19 protein-coding genes and 1 tRNA gene are annotated in these 18,402 nt (G+C 65.0%); 11 read left to right on the top strand and 9 right to left on the bottom strand.

Features of this window, described 5'->3' with window-relative positions:
* The 5 genes from A8G08_RS02085 to A8G08_RS02065 form a co-directional block, all read left to right on the top strand.
* Nucleotides 1–1,026: AMP-binding protein (locus tag A8G08_RS02085; protein WP_157108362.1), on the top strand; the 1,026-nt coding region annotated here is incomplete at its 5' end.
* Nucleotide 1,027: 1 nt separating this feature from the next.
* Nucleotides 1,028–2,851: an alpha/beta fold hydrolase gene (locus A8G08_RS02080; protein ID WP_342669630.1), complete on the top strand. Its 1,824-nt coding sequence runs from the start codon at nt 1,028–1,030 to the stop codon at nt 2,849–2,851.
* On the top strand, nt 2,848–3,126 hold the full coding sequence (locus A8G08_RS02075) for an MbtH family protein (protein WP_281182109.1): 279 nt from the start codon (nt 2,848–2,850) through the stop codon (nt 3,124–3,126). The genes A8G08_RS02080 and A8G08_RS02075 overlap by 4 nt, the downstream gene beginning before the upstream one ends.
* Nucleotides 3,123–4,115, top strand: a complete 993-nt coding sequence (locus A8G08_RS02070; protein WP_068269491.1) for an ATP-binding cassette domain-containing protein — start codon at nt 3,123–3,125, stop codon at nt 4,113–4,115. The genes A8G08_RS02075 and A8G08_RS02070 overlap by 4 nt, the downstream gene beginning before the upstream one ends.
* Nucleotides 4,112–4,975 carry an ABC transporter permease gene (locus A8G08_RS02065; protein ID WP_084435879.1) on the top strand — a complete coding sequence of 288 codons (864 nt, stop codon included), beginning with the start codon at nt 4,112–4,114 and terminating at the stop codon, nt 4,973–4,975. The genes A8G08_RS02070 and A8G08_RS02065 overlap by 4 nt, the downstream gene beginning before the upstream one ends.
* Nucleotides 4,976–5,004: 29 nt before the next feature.
* On the opposite strand, the gene A8G08_RS02060 is transcribed toward A8G08_RS02065, so the two are convergent.
* The 3 genes from A8G08_RS02060 to A8G08_RS02050 all read right to left on the bottom strand — a co-directional run bounded on the left by A8G08_RS02060 (nt 5,005) and on the right by A8G08_RS02050 (nt 7,221).
* Complete coding sequence (locus A8G08_RS02060) at nt 5,005–5,739, bottom strand: anti-sigma factor (RefSeq protein WP_068269488.1); 735 nt, start codon at nt 5,737–5,739, stop codon at nt 5,005–5,007.
* Nucleotides 5,732–6,391, bottom strand: a complete 660-nt coding sequence (sigK, locus tag A8G08_RS02055; protein WP_084435878.1) for an ECF RNA polymerase sigma factor SigK — start codon at nt 6,389–6,391, stop codon at nt 5,732–5,734. Before sigK ends, A8G08_RS02060 begins: the two co-directional genes overlap by 8 nt.
* Before the next feature lie 86 nt (nt 6,392–6,477).
* A complete protein-coding gene (locus A8G08_RS02050; RefSeq protein WP_187344416.1) occupies nt 6,478–7,221 on the bottom strand; it encodes a hypothetical protein in 744 nt (247 codons plus the stop codon).
* A 155-nt stretch (nt 7,222–7,376) separates the two neighbouring features.
* Between A8G08_RS02050 and A8G08_RS02045 the strand changes: the two genes are divergently transcribed.
* Nucleotides 7,377–7,467 (top strand) — tRNA-Ser (locus A8G08_RS02045).
* A 42-nt stretch (nt 7,468–7,509) separates the two neighbouring features.
* Here the strand turns inward: A8G08_RS02045 and A8G08_RS02040 are convergent.
* The gene (locus A8G08_RS02040) at nt 7,510–8,106 is read right to left on the bottom strand and encodes a TetR/AcrR family transcriptional regulator (RefSeq protein ID WP_068269505.1); all 597 of its coding nucleotides are present in this window, start codon (nt 8,104–8,106) and stop codon (nt 7,510–7,512) included.
* A 165-nt stretch (nt 8,107–8,271) separates the two neighbouring features.
* On the opposite strand from A8G08_RS02040, the gene A8G08_RS02035 reads away from it, so the two are divergent.
* Nucleotides 8,272–9,087, top strand: coding sequence for an enoyl-CoA hydratase-related protein (locus tag A8G08_RS02035; RefSeq protein WP_157108360.1), 816 nt, complete (start codon nt 8,272–8,274; stop codon nt 9,085–9,087).
* 5 nt (nt 9,088–9,092) lie between these two features.
* Here A8G08_RS02035 and A8G08_RS02030 read toward each other — a convergent pair whose 3' ends face one another.
* The 3 genes from A8G08_RS02030 to A8G08_RS02020 all read right to left on the bottom strand — a co-directional run bounded on the left by A8G08_RS02030 (nt 9,093) and on the right by A8G08_RS02020 (nt 12,863).
* A complete protein-coding gene (locus tag A8G08_RS02030; RefSeq protein WP_068269483.1) occupies nt 9,093–10,052 on the bottom strand; it encodes an alpha/beta fold hydrolase in 960 nt (319 codons plus the stop codon).
* Nucleotides 10,046–11,845: an N-acyl-D-amino-acid deacylase family protein gene (locus A8G08_RS02025; RefSeq protein WP_068269478.1), complete on the bottom strand. Its 1,800-nt coding sequence runs from the start codon at nt 11,843–11,845 to the stop codon at nt 10,046–10,048. Before A8G08_RS02025 ends, A8G08_RS02030 begins: the two co-directional genes overlap by 7 nt.
* Nucleotides 11,846–11,939: 94 nt before the next feature.
* Nucleotides 11,940–12,863, bottom strand: a complete 924-nt coding sequence (locus A8G08_RS02020; RefSeq protein ID WP_068269476.1) for a metal-dependent hydrolase — start codon at nt 12,861–12,863, stop codon at nt 11,940–11,942.
* Nucleotides 12,864–13,086: 223 nt separating this feature from the next.
* Here A8G08_RS02020 and A8G08_RS02015 point away from each other — a divergent pair, with 223 nt between their 5' ends.
* Nucleotides 13,087–13,716, top strand: coding sequence for a TetR/AcrR family transcriptional regulator (locus tag A8G08_RS02015; protein WP_068269474.1), 630 nt, complete (start codon nt 13,087–13,089; stop codon nt 13,714–13,716).
* 255 nt (nt 13,717–13,971) lie between these two features.
* Here the strand turns inward: A8G08_RS02015 and A8G08_RS02010 are convergent, their stop codons facing one another.
* Together A8G08_RS02010 and A8G08_RS02005 are read right to left on the bottom strand one after the other, a co-directional pair.
* Nucleotides 13,972–15,498, bottom strand: a complete 1,527-nt coding sequence (locus A8G08_RS02010; protein WP_068269472.1) for an alpha/beta fold hydrolase — start codon at nt 15,496–15,498, stop codon at nt 13,972–13,974.
* A 78-nt stretch (nt 15,499–15,576) separates the two neighbouring features.
* Nucleotides 15,577–16,266: a hypothetical protein gene (locus A8G08_RS02005; RefSeq protein ID WP_245672566.1), complete on the bottom strand. Its 690-nt coding sequence runs from the start codon at nt 16,264–16,266 to the stop codon at nt 15,577–15,579.
* Nucleotides 16,267–16,377: 111 nt separating this feature from the next.
* Here A8G08_RS02005 and A8G08_RS02000 point away from each other — a divergent pair, with 111 nt between their 5' ends.
* The 3 genes from A8G08_RS02000 to A8G08_RS01990 form a co-directional block, all read left to right on the top strand.
* The gene (locus A8G08_RS02000) at nt 16,378–16,848 is read left to right on the top strand and encodes an RrF2 family transcriptional regulator (protein ID WP_068269497.1); all 471 of its coding nucleotides are present in this window, start codon (nt 16,378–16,380) and stop codon (nt 16,846–16,848) included.
* Nucleotides 16,849–16,943: 95 nt separating this feature from the next.
* Complete coding sequence (locus tag A8G08_RS01995; protein WP_068269470.1) at nt 16,944–17,564, top strand: TetR/AcrR family transcriptional regulator; 621 nt, start codon at nt 16,944–16,946, stop codon at nt 17,562–17,564.
* 64 nt (nt 17,565–17,628) lie between these two features.
* Nucleotides 17,629–18,402: MMPL family transporter (locus A8G08_RS01990; RefSeq protein WP_157108359.1), on the top strand; the 774-nt coding region annotated here is incomplete at its 3' end.

Genomic DNA, 18,402 nt, shown 5'->3' with positions numbered 1-18,402 from the left:
GATCTGCAGGTGACGGTGCAGGACGCCGAGGAGGGTCTCGGCCAGGCAACGCTGACCTACTCAACCGATCTGTTCGACGAGTCGACAGCGCAGCGCTACGCACTGATGATCGCCACCCTCATCGGGGACATCGTGCGGCCCGAATCCGCGAACACCTCGGTCGGTGACTTGGAGCTTCTCACGCCCGCGGAGCGCGCAGCGTTCGTCCCGATGCGAGCCGACGTAGACCCGGTTGTGCCGGAAACGTTCGTCGAGCTTCTCACCAGGGGCGTCGCAAGGGCCGGCAGCAGACCTGCCCTGCTGTTCGGCGATGTCTCGGTGAGCTACCACGAGCTCGATGATTGGTCGTCGCGCTTGGCCCGAGTGCTGATCGAGATCGGGGTGAATCCGGACACCGTTGTCGCCGTGGCGATTCCACGCTCGATCGAATCCATCGTGTGCCTGTGGGCCGTCGCGAAAGCGGGCGCGGCGTGCATGGCTATCGATCCGAACTACCCTGCCGAGCGAATCGCGTACATGCTCGACGACTCACACGCGGAACTCGGCATTACTCTGCGGGCGGCGGATCTGCCGCAGGGTCTCCCGTCCGACGTCACGTGGATCGAACTGCGAGACCCGCGGCTTCCGGCCGTGTTCGATCGAATGTCGGGAGAACCGATCGAGGATTCGGATCGGGTAGGCCCGCTGCACGCCAAGAACACGGCCTATCTCGTCTACACGTCGGGTTCCACCGGCACACCGAAGGGCGTGTGTGTAACCCACGGCGGGATAGCGAACTTCGCGGCGGAGCTGCGCGATCGGTTCGACATCGACTCGCACAGCCGCACGCTGCACTTCTCGTCGCCCAGTTTCGATGCGTCGATTCTGGAGGTGCTCCTCGCCTTCCCGAACGGCGCAACGATGGTGATCGCGCCGCCGGACATTCTCGGTGGACCCGACTTGGCGGACCTCATCAATCGCGAGCGCGTGACACACGCGTTCATTACGCCGGCGGCACTGGAAACCATGGCACCGGAATCGGTTTGACCTGTCCACGCTCCTGGTGGGTGGGGAGGCTCTCCGCCCCGACCTCGCGCGTCGATGGTCTCGTGGCCGCACGATGGTCAACGCCTATGGGCCGACCGAGACGACCATCGTCACCACCATGTCCGATCCACTCGGGGATGGGCCGGTCACTATCGGCGTCCCGATCCGTGGCGTCGCGGCGGTGGTACTCGATGAGCGGTTGCGGCCGGTCCCGATTGGTGCGACCGGCGAGTTATACTTTGCCGGACCGGAACTCGCGAGGGGCTATTACCGGCGCCCGGCGGCCACTGCGAGCCGATTCGTTGCCGATCCATTCGGCGGACCCGCTTCGCTGATGTACCGCTCCGGCGACCTCGTCCGGCTCCGCGCCGACGGCGATATCGAATACATCGGGCGCCGCGACCATCAGGTCAAGATTCGCGGGTTCCGCATCGAGCTCGCCGAGATCGACTCCGTGCTCGGGCTGCACCCCAGCGTCGACACCGCGGTCACGGTTGCCGCTACGGCGCCGGGCGGCGACACGGCACTGGTGGCGTACGTGCGGACGGTGCCGGGTGCGGCAATGTCGAAGGGAGAGCTGCGCGCGCATGTCGCAGCCAACCTCCCGCGGCATATGGTTCCCGCGGTATTCCAGGAGCTGGATGAGATCCCGCTGACCCCGGTGGGCAAGCGGGACCGCGACGCACTGCCGGAGCCGGAGTTCACATCGACGAGCGAGTTCGAGCCGCCGCGGACGCCGATTGAAGCAGGGATCTGCGAGGCGTTTGCGCGGCAGTTGGGCGTGGCCCGGGTCGGACGGGACGACAGCTTCTTCGAACTCGGCGGGAACTCGCTCGCAGCAACCAAACTCGTGGCCGAATTGCGCACGGCGCCCGAAATAGGGGTACCGGATCTATCGGCACAATGGCTGTTCGCCGATGTCACACCCGCCGCGCTCGCGCAGCGGTGCGTCATGGCGCGGGAGGGCGGATCCATTGGGGATCCGTCGGTGGAGGTGCTGGGCGAGGTACTGACCATCCGGGCAGGCGGATCGGGCACGCCGCTGTTCTGCGTCCACCCCGCGATGGGCCTGTCCTGGAGCTACGCCGGACTGCTTCCCGCACTGGACCGCGATCGGCCGGTGTATGGGCTGCAGGCACCGGCACTTTCTGGTGCGGCGGACATGCCCGACTCCGTAGCCGAGTTGGCATGCCGATATGTGGACACGATCCGCAGTGTGTACCCGGACGGGCCGTATCACCTGCTCGGCTGGTCGATCGGCGGGCTCATCGCGCAGGAGATGGCTGGTCTGCTCGTAGCCGACGGGCAGCGGGTTGCGTCGTTGACCATGTTGGACAGCTACGTCGTATCGCAGCGCCCGAGCGACTTCGCGGCGGCACCTTCCGTGGCCGAACTCGTCGCCGAATTCGTTGGCAGTGATGAGGTTTCCGCCAACGGCGCCGACATGACGATCGAGGAAGCGGCGCCATTGGTCGCGGCGGCGGGCGGTGCGCTCGGCACGTTGACCATCGACGATCTGCACCTAATGTACGAAACCTATTTGCGCAGTACGGAATTAGCTCGAACGTTCGCGCCGACACGCTATCCGGGGGAGGTGCTGTTCTTTACCGCCGCGGAAGGCCGTCCGGAAGATCCGCCGGCCATCACCGACTGGGCGAATCACCTCACCGGCGAGGTCCACGAGGACGCCGTGTCTTGCACGCATGCCGAGATGGCCTCGCCGGAGGCGCTCGCCCACATCGGCAAACGTCTGAATGACCATCTGCGCAACGCCGATTGGCAACACCAGCTTGCAATTCGTTCAATACCAGGAGGGGATTCATGACCAACATGCAGAACGCTCGCCGCGGCACCGACCGTCCCGGTAACCCATTCGATGACGACGAGGCGGAGTTCATGGTCCTCGTCAACGACGAGGGACAGCACTCGCTGTGGCCGGTATTTGCCGCGATACCTCCGGGATGGACCATCGCGCAGGGGAGGGCCTCACGAACCCGGTCACTCGCCTACGTGGATGAGCACTGGACGGACATGCGCCCGAAGAGTCTGATCCGGCGGATGGAAGTTGCCGCAGCAGCGCGCAAGGCCGCGGGCCGATGACAGCGGCCCTTGTGGAGATGCGCGATGTCGTCAAGCACTACCGAAGCAATGGGGGACGGGTCTGTGCACTGAACGGAGTCGATCTCGATATTGAGGCAGGGACGATTCTCGGTGTGCTCGGACCCAACGGCGCGGGGAAGACCACCACGGTCCGCATCCTGACCACGTTGCTACGCCCGGATTCGGGCTCGGTGCGCGTGGCCGGGCACGATGCGCTCGCCGCACCGGGATTGGTGCGCAAACGAATCGGAGTCTCGGGGCAGTACGCCGCCGTCGACGAGAACCTGACCGGCTTCGAGAATCTGCGGATGGTCGGGAGGCTGTACGGCCTGCGCAAGAAGGAAGCCTCGGAGCGGGCGCGCGAGTTGCTCGAGGACTTCGCGCTTTCCGATGCCGCCGACCGGCGCTGCGGCGGCTACTCCGGCGGGATGCGACGCCGGCTCGATCTCGCGGGCGCCTTGATCGGACGCCCCGAGTTGGTTGTGCTCGACGAACCGACCACCGGACTCGACCCCATCGGCCGCGCCGACATGTGGTCCGTTGTCCGGCGCCTTGTTGCCGATGGCACCACGGTCCTGCTCACCACCCAGTACCTCGAAGAGGCCGACCAGCTTGCGGACCGGATCGTCGTCGTGGCCAGGGGAGAGGTGATTGCTCGCGGAACTGCCGCCGAACTGAAGGCCTCGGTGGGTGCCGACAAACTGTGTGTGACTGTGCAACAGGCCGAAGCGGTTTCGCGCGCGGCGCGGATCCTCGAATCTCTGAGCCTGGGCACGCCGGATATCGATGATCGAGATATCACCGTGCCGGTGGCCGACTCGACGCGGTCGCTGGCGGAGGCCGTCAGCGAACTGGTGCGGGCCGGTGTCGACGTCGAGGACGCGGCGCTGCACCGGACAACGCTCGATGACGTCTTCATGTCGATCACGGGCGCGATTCCGGAACCCCTGGATACTACGGTGGACGAACGAACGGCCATGCTGCAATGACCGCCGGCGTAGTCGAGGACCGCGCTCCGGCCCAGCCGGCAAAGCCGGGAGGGCATCGCGATACTGCGAGTGTCCGGTTCTGGCGGGACGGCGCGATAGTCGCCGAGCGGAATCTGCTGACCATCCGGCGAGTGCCGACGCTGCTCGTAGGCGCCACGGTGCAGCCGTTGATGTTCGTGTTCCTGTTCGCCTACGTCTTCGGCGCGACGCTCGGCGGCGACGCGTACCGCGAATTTCTGATGGCCGGAATCTTCACGCAAACAGTGGTTTTCAACGCAGCATTCACCACGGTCGGCCTCGCCGGAGACCTGCAGAAGGGCATAGTCGACCGGTTCCGGTCACTGCCGATGTCCCGCCTCGCGGTGGTTTCGGGACGGACCGTTTCGGATCTCGTGGTGAACGTCGTCAGCGTCGCCGTGATGGTGATCTGCGGCTTGATCATCGGCTGGCGGATCAGGGGTTCGTTGCTGGACGCTGTAACCGCCTTCGCATTGATCGGCCTCTTCGCCTTCGCTATGTCCTGGGTCGGCGCGCTGACCGGGCTCGCCGCGCGAAATGTCGAGGCGGCGCAGAGCATCGGATTTCTCTGGATGTTTCCGCTGACCTTCATCTCAGCAGCGTTCATCTCGGCGTGGAGCCTCCCGGAGCCGCTGCGGACGATCGCGGAGTGGAATCCGGTCACTGCCGTGGCCACCGCTGCGCGCCAATTGTTCGGAAACGAAGCGCCGCCGGGATTTCCGGAGCCGACCGGCTGGGTCGCCGACAATGCCGTCGCCTATGCGGCAATGACCTCGGTGGCGATCATCCTGATCTTCGCGCCACTGTCACTGTGGCGATACCGCACGATGGCGCGCGGGTGACCGCGCGCCACAGTGGTAAAGCGTTGCTACTAAGCGAACTTCACGAGACCGAACGGCGTGGTGGTCGGCTGCGGCGAACCACCGGGTGGCTCGACGCTGAACGCCAGCGCAGTCGCGTCGCCGAGGTCGTCGATGATCAGGCCCGTCGACTCGTCGGGCAGCTGGCCGGGCTCGATGACGCCCGCCGAGATCGGATTCCCGGTGGGTGGCATCTTCCAGACCTGGTAGACGTTGCCCGTGTTCGGCTCCGCGACATCGAGGAAGCTGAGCACAGCAGCGTTTTCGTCCTTGGACAGCTTGACCACCGCCGTGCCGCCGCCCGTGATCGCGCCGGTGAAGGTCTGGATATCGGGCGCCGCGAGAATTTCGGACTGGCTGGTCGCGTCCGCGTCGTCGGTGCCGAGCTGACTGATGGCAACACCCGCGGCGATTGCGATAACCACCGCGGCTGCGGCGGCGATCCAAATGCGCGTGCGCCGCCGGCGCCGCTGGTCGAGGTCGGAGACCGTGCCCGAACGTACTTGCCGGATCGCTGCGAGTACGCGCTCACGCACGGCCGGCGGTGGTTCCACCGCATCCGCCTCGGAGAGAATCGCCATGGTCGTAGTGACTTCGGCGACCGTTTCGGCAAATGATTCGGCTGTCTCCGCGTCGGCATTCGAAAGTGCCTGATCGACTTCCGCCCGCTCCGCATCCGTCAATGCGTCCAGCGCGTAGATCGGAGCGATATCGAGCAAGTTCTCGTCGGCGTCGTCGTCAGGCAATCGCGTTCACCCCCAGGCACGCCTTGAGTTTCACGAGCCCGTCCCTGATGCGGGTCTTGATGGTGGGCACCGCGACGCCGAGGTTGTCGGCGATCTCGCGATAAGTCAGCCCGTCGTAGTACGCGAGGCGCACCGACTCGTGCTGGGTTTGGGTCAGCACATCGAGACAAGCCGCCACGGCCTCAGCCTCGAGATGTTCGGAAACCGATTCGAGTACCTGGTCGTGCTCGCGGTCGGCGTTGCGAGTGGCGTAAGCGGTTCGGCGATTTGTATCGCTCTGCTCGGATCGGACCCGATCGACTGCACGTCGATGTGCAAGCGTCATAAGCCATCCCATCGCCGTACCGCGGGTCGCATCAAACTCATGCGCCGAGCGCCACACCTGGAGGAAGACCTCCTGCGTGATCTCTTCGGCATGCGACGCCGACAGTACAACCCGCAAGGCCATTCCGTGCACCCGCGCGGCGGTTTGGTCATAGAAATCTGCGAACGCCTGATGATCGTCGGCGGCGAACCGATCGATCAGATCTGCCAGCGTTGCGTCCTCGGCCGCGCGGCGTGCGCGCAGTTCGGAATGCGATACGGGACAAGCGTTCCGAGCTGCTTCGAGGTCTGGTCCCCCCGGTTGTTCCGCTGGATCGGAATCGTCCACACCCTACCTCACCTTCGTCGGAGCTGAGATTAGCGAACGAATAGCTGAAGAGCATCCTTTTGCCCATACCGGTTATTACTGAGGATCTACCGCAGACTTTCACCATTTGCTGAGACCGGTGTGTTCGCCGGAGGAGGTGTGGGCGGAGTGCCCCGCGGCGCCTCGGCGAGGCCGGCGATGGCTCCGACTCCGCCGCCTATCGCAGCCCCTGCTGCGGCAAACGGTGCCGCAGTGACCGCAGCGCCGATCCCAGCGCCGATCACCGGTCCGGCGACGAGGCCGGCCGGGAGGAACGGAACACCCGCGACCAGACCGGCGACCCCACCGATGAGCCCGCCGACCAACGCGAGCGGGGATCCGATTGTGGACATGGCGACGGATGCGCCGATCGCGGCGCCGCCAATCGTCGATGCCGCGACCCGATCAGAGCGGGACTGGCCGAGACCGACCGAGCGACCGAATGTGGATATCGAGGCTTCCGCATCTGCAGCGGTGGAATTGATCTGGTCGGCCGTCGGCTGATCGATGACCGGCGGAGTGCCGATCTGAAGATCACCGATCCGCAGAACACCAGGCGGGGCAGCGATCGGGGCTACCGGTGCGACCTGTGTCGGCGGATGGACTGGCGCGACGGGCGCGAGATAACTCTGATCGGGAGCTGGTCGGTCGGGATCGGCTGCCGCTATGCCGGCGCCCCCGATCACGCCCCCTCCGACTACGCACAGCGGGACCGCAACAGCCGCGACGGCGTAGTGCACACGCCTGCGCCGCGGCGAGTTACCTCCCCCTGCTTGGTTGGTGTTGCCAGACTTGATCGGCTGAAAAGACACGCCTTTCTCCCCCTCGTCCAGTCGGCTGTGGAAGCTTCACCCACAGAGGGTTCGGAGCGGGGTTCGCGTGCGATTGGAATAAAATTCTCACAGTGTGTCGAATGCCGCAGTCCGCGATTTATGTTCTGCGCCCGGCCTCCGGTAAAGTCACCCGCGGTGGCGTGTCCGAGCGGCCTAAGGAGCACGCCTCGAAAGCGTGTGACGGGTAACCCCCGTCCGAGGGTTCAAATCCCTCCGCCACCGCCAAAGCCCTCCACCTGCTGATGCAGGTGGAGGGCTTTTTCCATTTCAGGCCTCGAGTGAGGCCGTCACCAGGTCGAGCAGCTGCTCAACCACCTCGGTACGTGACAGTTCGGTCTTGCTGACCGCGATCGTCCGCTGCACGCCTTCGATGTCGCCAAGTACCTGGAACGTCAGAGTCATCGCCTGCGAAAGGCGGAACAGCACCTTGGCAGTCGGCCATTGCGGGTGCAGCGTTTGCAGCAACTTGGTGAAGCGGCGGGCCTGCTCGAAGAACTCGTGCGTGACGAGCGTCATCGCGGGGTGGGTGCTGTTGATCAGGCTCGAGACGAAACTGACCCACGCCTCCCCGCCCGAGAGCGCGACCTCGGCGACCGGATCGACGAACGCCTCGGCCAACTGACGCGCGGTGAAGGTCTCAGCACCCTCCAGGCGGTCGAGCAGTGCGGCACGCTTCGCCGATATAGCCTCGCTGCGTTCCTTGATGAGCGCTTCAACCAGGGCATCTTTGGATCCGAAGTGGTAGTGCACAGCGGCAACATTGGTCCCGGCCGCGGCCATCACTGCACGCAAGGACACGCCATCGACGCCACGCTCGGCGAACAGGCGCTCTGCGGCGAGCAGGATGCGACGCTCGGTGGACATGTCGAGTTCCTCGCCCACGACTCGAAGCGTTGGCACCGCTTGCCGCACTTGCTGACCACCTGGCTCAATTGTCGGATCCAAGGTTTGAGTCAAACACATGATTGATCGGCGCAGCGAGCACGGACAGGTCAACCTGACGGCTGATTGCCCAACGAAGGAGCCGGTGTGGCAGAACCCGAACCGCAGCTGAAGTTCGAGCGCGATGGGGACGTCGTGATCCTGACGATGAACAATCCGCGTCGCAAGAACGCGCTGACACCCGAGATGATCAGCTTGATGGCGGAGGCTTGGGACGAGATCGACGCCGATGACAGCATCCGCGCGGCAATTCTCACCGGCGCAGGAACGTCGTACTGCGTCGGCGGCGATCTGGCCGACGGGTGGATGGTCAACAAGTCCAAGCCGGCCGCCGGATCGCCGCTGCCGCGCGAGGGCAAATCAGCGGGCAGCGTCATCAGCGAAGGTCTGCTACTGAGTCGATCGCTGGCAACCCCGTTGATCGCCGCGGTCAACGGGCCGTGCCTGGGCGGCGGTTGCGAGATGCTCCAACAGACTGACATTCGGGTCGCTGAAGAACACGCCACGTTCGGACTACCCGAGGCGCAACTCGGACTCATCGCAGGGGCGGGCTCGACGGTTCGGCTCAAGCGTCAGATGTCCTACACCAAGGCGATGGAGATGATCCTCACCGGAGATCCGCTTACAGCCGCCGAGGCCTATCACTTCGGACTGGTCGGACACGTCGTGCCCACCGGCCAGTCCTTGGAGAGAGCGCGGCGGCTCGCGGCGCGGGTCGCCGCGAACGGTCCGCTTGCCGTTCGGAACGCCAAGGCATCGATCCTGCGCAGCGGCTGGATCGATGACGAGGATGCGCGACGAATCGAGCAGCGGTTCGTCCTCGAGGTGATGCGGTCGGCCGATGCGAAGGAAGGGCTGGCCGCTTTCGCGGACAAGCGCGCGCCCCGATTCACTGGGAAGTAAGCGGGCTAATCGACCGACCTCTGCAACTCGGCGCTGTCGGACGCGTAGCGCACGATCAATTGGCTGATCATGTCCGGCTCGTCGAGGTGGGGAAAGTGTCCTGCGCCCGGAATCATCACGTGCTCGCTGCCGGCGGGTAGGGCATCAGCGCTGATGGCGGCCAGGCGGTGGTCGAGGCCTCCGTCGGCTTGTCCGTGCACCACGAGCATTGGAATCAGGGGCGTTTCCTTCTGCCAAGTGCGGTGCAGTGCGCGATACTTTGCCGCCTGGCGGCGCGGCTGAAACTGGTAGCGGTAGTAGTTGAGCGCCGCTGTGCGGTGGGCGCGGCTTGGCAACGCATTCCAGAGGTGCGCCAGGCTTGTGCTCGCGTCGTATCCCGGCGGACACCAGTCTCGCCACAGTCGGGGGATGACGCGGTCCAGGGTGCGCTCCGGCAGTCCTGGGATCTGTTGGTAGAGCACGTACCAACTCATGCGCGTCTGGGCCGGCACGCAGCGGAGCAGCGGACCGGCGGGAGCCCGATTTCCCAACCCGAACAGCAACGGCACCGCCAAGGCAACCACCTTCTTGAACGGTGAGTCGGGGTGGGCGGCAAGGGCAACGGCGGTGAATGCACCCCAGTCGTGCCCGATCAGCAGCGCGTCCGGCCCTCCGTCGAGATGGCGATGCAGGGCGATCGCGTCGTACATCAGGGCGCCGATGTGGTAATCCCCGTCGGCCGGAATCGCGGTCGGTGCGTAGCCCCGGCTGAACGGTGCCACCACCCGGTAGCCCTGTGCCGCCAGCGCAGGGCCGAGGTGCTGCCACGTCCACGCCGTATCCGGGTAGCCGTGCAGGCACAACGCGAGCCGGCCATCGCGCGGCCCCCACGCCAGGGCCGCGACTCGCAGGTGCGGCAGGTCGATCGTCAGAACTTCGGGTTCGCCGCGACCGGACTCGGTCGGGCTGAATGCGCCGGTCAGCATTTGTTCGAAATAGTTTGTGCCGCAGCGTTATTAGCTAGGATAGCGGGGGACTGCCGGCCGGCGCGCAGGAAGCTACCGGTGCGGGTCGACCCGAGGAGCGCTGTTGGCTTCCCCTCGACGACAACTGGTTGGCCGCTGATGAGCACCGCCTTGACGGTCTCGTCGTTGCGGTTGACCATGCGCACCATGCCTTCGTACTGCTCCGAGTTCTCCTCGCAGAATTGATCGACCGATTCGTCGAGATGCTCGGGATCGACGATGACGAGGTCGGCGCGGTCGCCAACTCGGAGGTGACCGGCGTCCAGGCCGAACCATTCGGCGAGTTCACCGGTCAGCCGATGCACTGCCTGTTCCGCGGTCATGAACGGCGCACCGGCTTGCTCGGCATCCCGGACTCGCTTGAGCAATCGCAGACCCATGTTGTAGAACGCCATGTTGCGCATATGCGCTCCGGAGTCGGCGAACCCCATATGGATGTAGGGGTACTTCGACAATCGGTCGAGCACCTTCGGACGGTGGTTGAAGATGGTGGTCACCCACCGCACCGCTTGGCCGTGCTCGACGACGAGGTCCAGGAACGCATCGACGGGGTGCAGTCCGCCCCGGTCCAACCCGACCTGACCGAACGACCGTCCGATCACCGAGGGGTCGGGGCACTCGACGATCACGGCGTCGAAGAAGTCGCGGTGCCACGACTTGATCCCCCACTTGTCGTCATAGTCCTTCCGGAAGCGGCGGCGGTACGCCTCGTCCTGCATAAGCTCGTCGCGCTCGACACAGTCGGCGAGGTCCATCGCCTCCTCACCGGAGCCGAACTCCTCGAACATGACGAAGTCGATCCCGTCCGCGTAGACCGTGAACGGCACCGGCAAATGCTGGAACCGGAAATCGCCGCCGAGCATGTTGCCAAGGCGCATAACGGCTTTGAGTACGATCCACCCCATCGGGTTGGCCTTGGAGTCCATGGCCGCGGCGAGGCTGGTTTTGAGGGGCTTGCGGAACACCCCCCACGACTGCAGCGCGTGGAACAGGATGTCGAGCGGCATCCGCATGTTTGGTGCGGACTGGACCACGCGTCCTTTGCTGCGCACAACGCCCTTGAGTCGGCGAAACTCTCCTCGCTTGGCATACGTGGATGGGAGGGTGCGCGACCGGCAGCGATCGCCGTCGACTTTGTCGAATTTCAGGTTCATGATCGACATTCCGGCGAAACCGGCGTCGAGCGCCTCGGCTAGCTTGGCTTGCATCTGCTTGAGTTCCACCCGCGACGGCTTGACGAGCTCGTCGGTGGCACGGTCGAGCCCCATCGACGACACCCGCAGATCGGAGTGCCCGATGAACCCGTTGACGTTGGGGCCCAATGGCAGGCTCTCCAGTGCCGCGATGTACTCCTCGGCGTTCGACCAGGTCTTGTTGCCGCTGATTGCCTGCACGACGTGATCGCGAGGGATTGCCTCGACCCTGCCGAATAGGTCGCCCGCATCTTCGGCCTCGACGTGCACCGTCGAAATTGAACAAGACCCCATGACTACGGTCGTGACGCCGTGCCGCACTGACTCGGCGAGTCCGGCGCCCTTCCACAATTCCACGTCGTAGTGAGTGTGAATGTCGATGAATCCCGGCATCACCCACCGGCCCGAGGCGTCGAAGATCTGCTTGCAGTCGGATTCGTCGATGTCTTCCACCGTGACTGCGGCGATCCTGCCGTTGGTGATGCCGATATTCCGAATCGCCGACGGCGCACCAGTTCCGTCGAACCAGCGACCGTTACGGATGATCGTGTCAAAAGTCATGGGAAACAATCCTTTTCAAGAACGGGGAGAGAACTGCTCAGGGCCGCATTTCGTAGCCGCCACTGAAAAGTGATGGCATGGCGCTACTTTTGCCCTACGCCGATTGAGATGCGAGGACGCGCGGCGGAGCGCCGTAGTAGTGGGCCATGTCTTCGCCGGCCTCATAGCTGTCCAGCCAGGTGTGAAACCACGGAATCGGCGTGTAGTCACCGGCGCGATGGTAGGGATTCTGGGACTTGATCAGTCCGACAACGAGTTTCATGACCTCGCGAGTGGGGACTCCGTGGAACAGTGTAGGCGGCTTCCTGCGCGCGAACCGGCGAAGTAGGGGAGTGCGGCTGACGATCTCGTCCAGCATGACCGGCTGGCTGGGGTCCACTCCCAGGTCCTCGGGTGGCACCGCGGCACTGAATCCGTCGTTGACGATGCGCCCAAGCTCGAACAGGTGCGACAGCGCCGGCCGCAATGTGGCCAACTGGTACCACCGGTCGCCGACGACACCGTCGTAGATGATGCCGGCCGAACTGCGGTGTTCGATCTCTTCGACGTAATGCCACAAGAACATCGAGGCAACCCGGGTGTCGCCGCTGTACATGTTGTCGCGCTGCTCGATCAAGAAGGTGAACAGCGGTGGGAAAGCCGCCTCGATGGCGGACATGTAGGCCAGGTGAAACTCCAAAGAGTTCGCCGCAAACAGGTCGTCGAAGGATCTGATGATGGCGTCGAAGGTGTCCGACAGGCCCGGATACTGGGCGATCATCGAGTTGACGTGCTTGCGATGCGCGGCGGAGTGCTGCGCCTCCTGTGCGATGAAAATCTCCGCCTCCTCCCGAACCTCGGGATCGAGTTTGAGCTTCAGCGCCTCTTTGGTGGCGAGCACAAGGTAACGCTCGAAGCCGACGACGACCATCGAGATCGCGTTGGCCATGACTCCCGACCTTGGGTTGTCGGGATTCCACTGGAACGGAACCGTCGCGTCGATATCGAATCGCATCTTGCGGAACTTCACATCGGTCATCGCTCGTACCCCGCAATCGTTTGATTCAATCGAGTGATTGAACTATCTGCTTGAATCCGACCGTAGGAGTGGGTAGACGCTATGTCAATAGTGTCTAGACACTAGTGCTGATGTGTCTAGTGTCGGGGAGCCTCCGTCCAGCGTTGGCGGTATGGGCAAACGCGCATTGCGGGCCGGTAGGGTCGATAGCCATGATTCAGCCGAGCGCACCCGGGATGGCGTAATGCGCAGCCACGGATGGGGCGGCTCGATGCCGGCCAACCGGGCCGAGGCGATCGAACGGATTCTGGTAGCCACGCGCGAGACCGTGGATGAGCGCGGCGACCAAACCACGCTTGCCGACGTTGCGCGTGCCCTCGGCGTCACCCGCCAAACGGTGTACAGCTATTTCGGCAGCACCGAGGAGTTGCTGTGGGCGATGGCAGCACAGAACACCGGTCCGTTGTTCGACCAATTGACCGAGCGGCTGCACGGCATCACCGACCCTGTCGAGGTTCTCGTCGAGGGCATGGCATCGACGGTGGAGCTATTGCCCAATGAGCGCTATGTCGGGCTCCTTCTCCGTGTGCGTCACGACGGAAAGTTCGCCACCAGCATCACGTCCCCGCAGGCGCGCAACTGGGGACGCGCAATGTTCGAACGCCTCGACGTCGAATGGAACTCGGTCGGCGTCGGCGAAGCTCGGCTCGATCGGCTCGTGGAGATCTGCCTTCGAACGTTGCAATCACTGATCCTCGACCCCGGCGATCAGCCGCGCTCTGCCGCCGATCTACGAAGCTTCGTCCGGGAGTGGCTGGGCCCGGCGGTCGCAGCCGCCATCGACCGCGACGAACGGTCCCTGACGAACAAATAGCGGATTCGGGGACTTGGAATCAGCGGTCGCGACTCACCGCCAGCGCGATACCCGCGACGAGCACCCACAGCGGTCCGGTGAAGCCGGCCATGTACTGCGGCGGCGAACGCCGAAACCGGCGGTCCTCGTCATACGCCGCGCCGATCGTGCCGCTCGCCTTTCAGGAGGTTGTGGCTGTTGGGCGCTTTGTGGTCAGGTCGGGCATGCCGGGCGTTCCGGGGCCAATGTCACCGGCGTGCTGGCGGACGACTCTGATCAGCCTGCGCCCGGCGCGAGGAACTCGGTGACCGCTCGCATGACCTCGGCGGGCTGCTCGTCATGCGGGTTGTGGCCCGCGCGATCGATGATCCGCAGACGCGCGTGGGGGAGTTTGGCGGCCAACTCGCGCTGGCACTCCGGTGGAAACACGAAGTCGTCGCTGCCGGCGATGACCAGAGTCGGGACGCTGATCTCACCGAGGCGGTCCATGACCGACCATTCCTTCAGCAGATGCTGCCCTGCGAAGATGAGTGTGTCCGGCCGCTGTTTCGCACGCCACGATCCTAACCTCAAGTCGCGCAACAAGATTCGAAGCGCTGGTCCGTGGAAATACACGTCGCCGATCTGCGCGATGATGCGAACGTACTCCCGGCGAGTGAACTCACCGTTGAACCAGCGCCGGACCAGCTCCGCCTTCCTGCGGCTGTAGCCGCGCTCGATCAGGAGCTTGGGCGCGTTCTGCCGTGCCCACTTGCTGTCGCCGGCGGTGTCCAGGAGTACCAGGCGCGACACCTTGTCCGGGTAGCGCAAGGCGTATTCGAGCGCCACATGCCCGCCGAATGAGTGGCCCAGTACCGCCCACCGGTCGAACCCCAGCGCTTCCCGGAGCGCATCGGCGTCCGCGGTGAGGTTCTCCCAGGTCATCGAGGAGACGGGCGGGCCGTCCGAGCGTCCGTTGCAGCGATGGTCGTAGAAGACCAGGGTGAACCGATCTGCGCATTCCCGAAACGAGCGAAGCGTCCACATATCGGCGGAGGGTCCGCCGTGCATGAGGACGACTGGGCATCCGTCACCGACGACGTCGACGTTCAGTGATATGTCGCGGATCGGGATTCGGCCTCGCGTGGGCCGATCGACACACTCCGATTGTTCGACATTGCGCTTGAGCACCGCCAACATGCGTGCCTGCATAATCCAGACGACCGGTGGAAAGAGCCAGTAGTAGACGAATTTTCCGAGCCATCGAGGGCGCATGGCCTGGTAGCCACTAACGACCAGGCGGGTCCGCCCATCCGGCAACTCCTTCAATTGGAAGCCCCAGAGTCCTTCCATGTACGCCGAAGGTCGAGGCTGCTTCGGATCGAGGACGCGGCCGCGCAGATCGGCCAGTCCGTGCAGCCCGAGGAATCGGTTCGGTTCCACCACCGCAACCGCATAAGCGTCCAGAGGCCCGGCACCGGGTGCCCAGTACTTCAGTTGGTCGCCGGGAGCCAGGTCCTGCCATTCGGGGTGGACCACCGTGGCGCTCGGGCGGCCGGCGTTGTCGAGGTGGTCCCACGAGTACCACCCGCCCCGATCCCAGCCCAGCTGGACCAGCCACGGCCAGACACGATCTGGCGGTGCGTCGATCGTGACGGCCATCGCCCCGCTTCGCTCCCCTTCGGGAACCAGGTCTGCGCCGGGAAACGGTCCGGTGACCTCGTCATCGGTAGCGCCCCACCGCACGAAACTGGGGTGCAGGAAAGTTGCGTACATCGCTGCCGCCGCCCCGGCGACGCCGGCAATCTTGGCTCCGGTCGACATAAGACAAGCGTCCGCGCGACCCCCGCTGATCGACAAGGGACCTAGGGCATCGTCGCGACGGCCACTTGTCCCTGCGCATCACCCTTGTTCAGGGTGCCGCGCCACCGCCAGCGCGATACCCGCGATGAGCACCCACAGCGGTCCGGTGAAGCCGGCCATGTACTGCAGTGGCGAAACGCCGAAACCCGCGGTCAGCGCACCGAGCACCGCCGACACCCAGCCGAGCCAGGCGGGCGCGATCCGGTGACGCAGTGCGGCCACCGCGACGGCGATCGCACTGACTCCGGTCGCGGCCCACACCCAGGGCAGCGTCCCGACCCAATGCGCCACAACCACGGCGAACTCCGGCACCACTTCGTCGGGTTCGGCGAGACCGAACACGATCTCGGTGGTCAGGCCGGTGCCGACGAGGACGATCGCGGTGGTGGCGACCAGCCCGAATGCGGCGGTTGTGGGCAGGATGCTGCTGCCCGGCAGTCGGTCGGCGAGGTGGCGGTGCAGTCCGGCCGCGAAGACGAGCAGCAGCAGCGCGGCGACCGCGAGCGTGACGTGCTCGACGATGAGTGCGGTGCGTTCCTCGGCCAGCCCGGCCAAGATGGCCTCGGCGTCACCTGCGCGATCCTCGTCGTACGCAGCGCCTATCGTGCCGCTTGCCTGGATTCCGATCACTCCGAGCAGGCCGGCGACGGCACCGGCGATGGCCCACCCTCGTCTCGGGGTCGGGATTGGCGTGGTGGGCTCTACCGATTCACCGGTGTGGGTAGTCACAGTTCTCCCTCTGTTTGTGGACGGCTCGATCCCGTTGTCGGTCCGGAGTAGTGCGATGTTTCGCGCGGGCGATAATGAGGCGCTCGTCCAGCCGAGGAAAGGACCGTGCCGGTGCACATCACCGCGAGAACCGACTGCGCGGTGCGGGCGCTGGCTGAGTTGGCGAGGGTCGGGAGCGAACCGCTGAAGGCCGATGCGCTGGCCAAGGCGACCGGGCTCGCGCCGAAGTTCCTCGAGGCAGTTCTGGCTGATCTGCGGCATGGCGAACTCGTTGCGAGCCGTCGCGGCCCTGACGGCGGCTACTGGTTGGCCCGCCCGGCCGCCGACATCACCATCGCCGACGTGATCCGCACAGTCGAAGGCCCGCTGGCGTCGGTACGCGGCGAGCGGCCCGAGGACGTCAGCTACTCCGGCGCCGCCGCGGGCTTGCAGCAGGTGTGGATCGCGGTGCGCGTGAACCTGCGCTCGGTACTCGAGCGTGTGAGCATCGCCAATGTCGCAGAAGGCGATTTACCGCCTTTTGTGGGCGAGCTCACCGCCGACCCGGGGGCTTGGCGGCGCAGGGAGCCCGAAGACGAGTGACCCCCGCCACGTGACTGCCCGCGTTGTAAGCAAACCCACAAATTTGCAGGCCTCTGCAAATTTGCACGAGTCTGCAAGATCAGTACGCTGAGCCTATGACCAGCGAAATCGGACTCCGCGACCGCAAGAAGGCAGCTACGCGTGCTGCCCTCAGCGCCGCGGCGGTCGCGCTGGCCAAGGAGTTCGGTCTCGAATCGGTGACCTCCGAGGCGATTGCCGCGGAAGCGGGCGTCTCGACGCGCACCTTTCACAATTACTTCGCCTCCAAGGAGGAGGCGGTGCTGCACGAGATCGAACTGGTGGTTCAGGACTGGGTCGAGTTGTTGCGGAATCGACCGGTGGACGAACCGATCTGGGATTCGTTCGAATGGCTTGCGTGCGAGGTAGTTTCGGCGCCGGTGAATGAGCTCGAGGAGTTGTGCGCGGTTCCGCGCCTGCTCGAAGAGACACCGGCACTGATGGCAAAACGAGTGCACGACAACGTTTCCCGGATGTTCGGTGAGTTCATTGCCGAACGCACCGGCACCGATATCGACAGGGACCTGTATCCCAACCTCATGCAGGTCGTTGTCGGCGGAACCATGAGCACCGTTCTGGAACTTGCGGTGAGTGAGAACGTCGGCGACCGGACGCCGCAGGAACTGGTGTCCGAGGCTTTCGCGATGGTCCGCATTGGGCTGCCGCAACCTGCGACGGCGTCGTCGCACCGGGGCTGAGCTCCCCGCACTTTCGTTTTATCCATTTCGACGCCCCGCCAGGGGCGAAACCCTAGGACGCATTGTGGCCACTTATCTCTATCGAATCGGCAGGTTTGCCTACCGCCGAAAAGGCGTCGTGTTGTCGATCTGGATCGCGCTTCTGGTGCTGTTCGGCGTCGGCGCGGCGACCCTCGCGGGCCCGACGAGCGAGTCGTTCTCCATTCCCGGCACCCAGGCCCAGCAGGCGCAGGACCTGATGGCGCAGCGGTTCCCGGGTGCGGCGGATCCGATGAACGCGATTGGCGCGCGCTACGTCTTCGCTGCCCCGGCGGGACAGACGCTCGATGAACCGCAGAACCGCGCCGCGATCGACAAGGTCATCGCCAAGGCAAGCACGATCCCGCAGGTCCAGGACCAGGCCCGCGACACGCTGGCCAATCCTGTGGCCACCGACGGGACGCTGACTGACGGCCTCACGGGACGCGACCTCGACAACGCCAAGGCGACGTCGCCGCTGAGTCCTGACCGCACGGTCGGCTACGTCGATGTGCCGATGACCGGTGACTACAGCGACGTCGACGATGCGCTGGTGAGCGCTGTCGGCGACGCGGCACAGGTTGGTCGCGACGCTGGCCTGACCGTCGAGGTGAGTGGTGCCGCGGCCAAGGCGGCTTCGGCTCCGGGCGGTGCCACCGAGCTCGTCGGCATCGCTGTCGCCGCGGTGGTTCTGATGATCACCTTCGGCTCGATGGTTGCCGCGGGCCTCCCGCTGATCACCGCGATCATCGGCATCGCGATCGGCTCGATGGGCATCACGATCGCCACGGGCTTCGCGAAGCTGTCCGCGATGACCCCG

It is taken from the genome of Aldersonia kunmingensis, assembly GCF_001646865.1.
Classification (GTDB): Bacteria; Actinomycetota; Actinomycetes; order Mycobacteriales; family Mycobacteriaceae; genus Aldersonia; species Aldersonia kunmingensis.
Note: the sequence above shows the minus strand (reverse complement) of the source record. Positions and strands in the feature narration are given on the sequence as shown.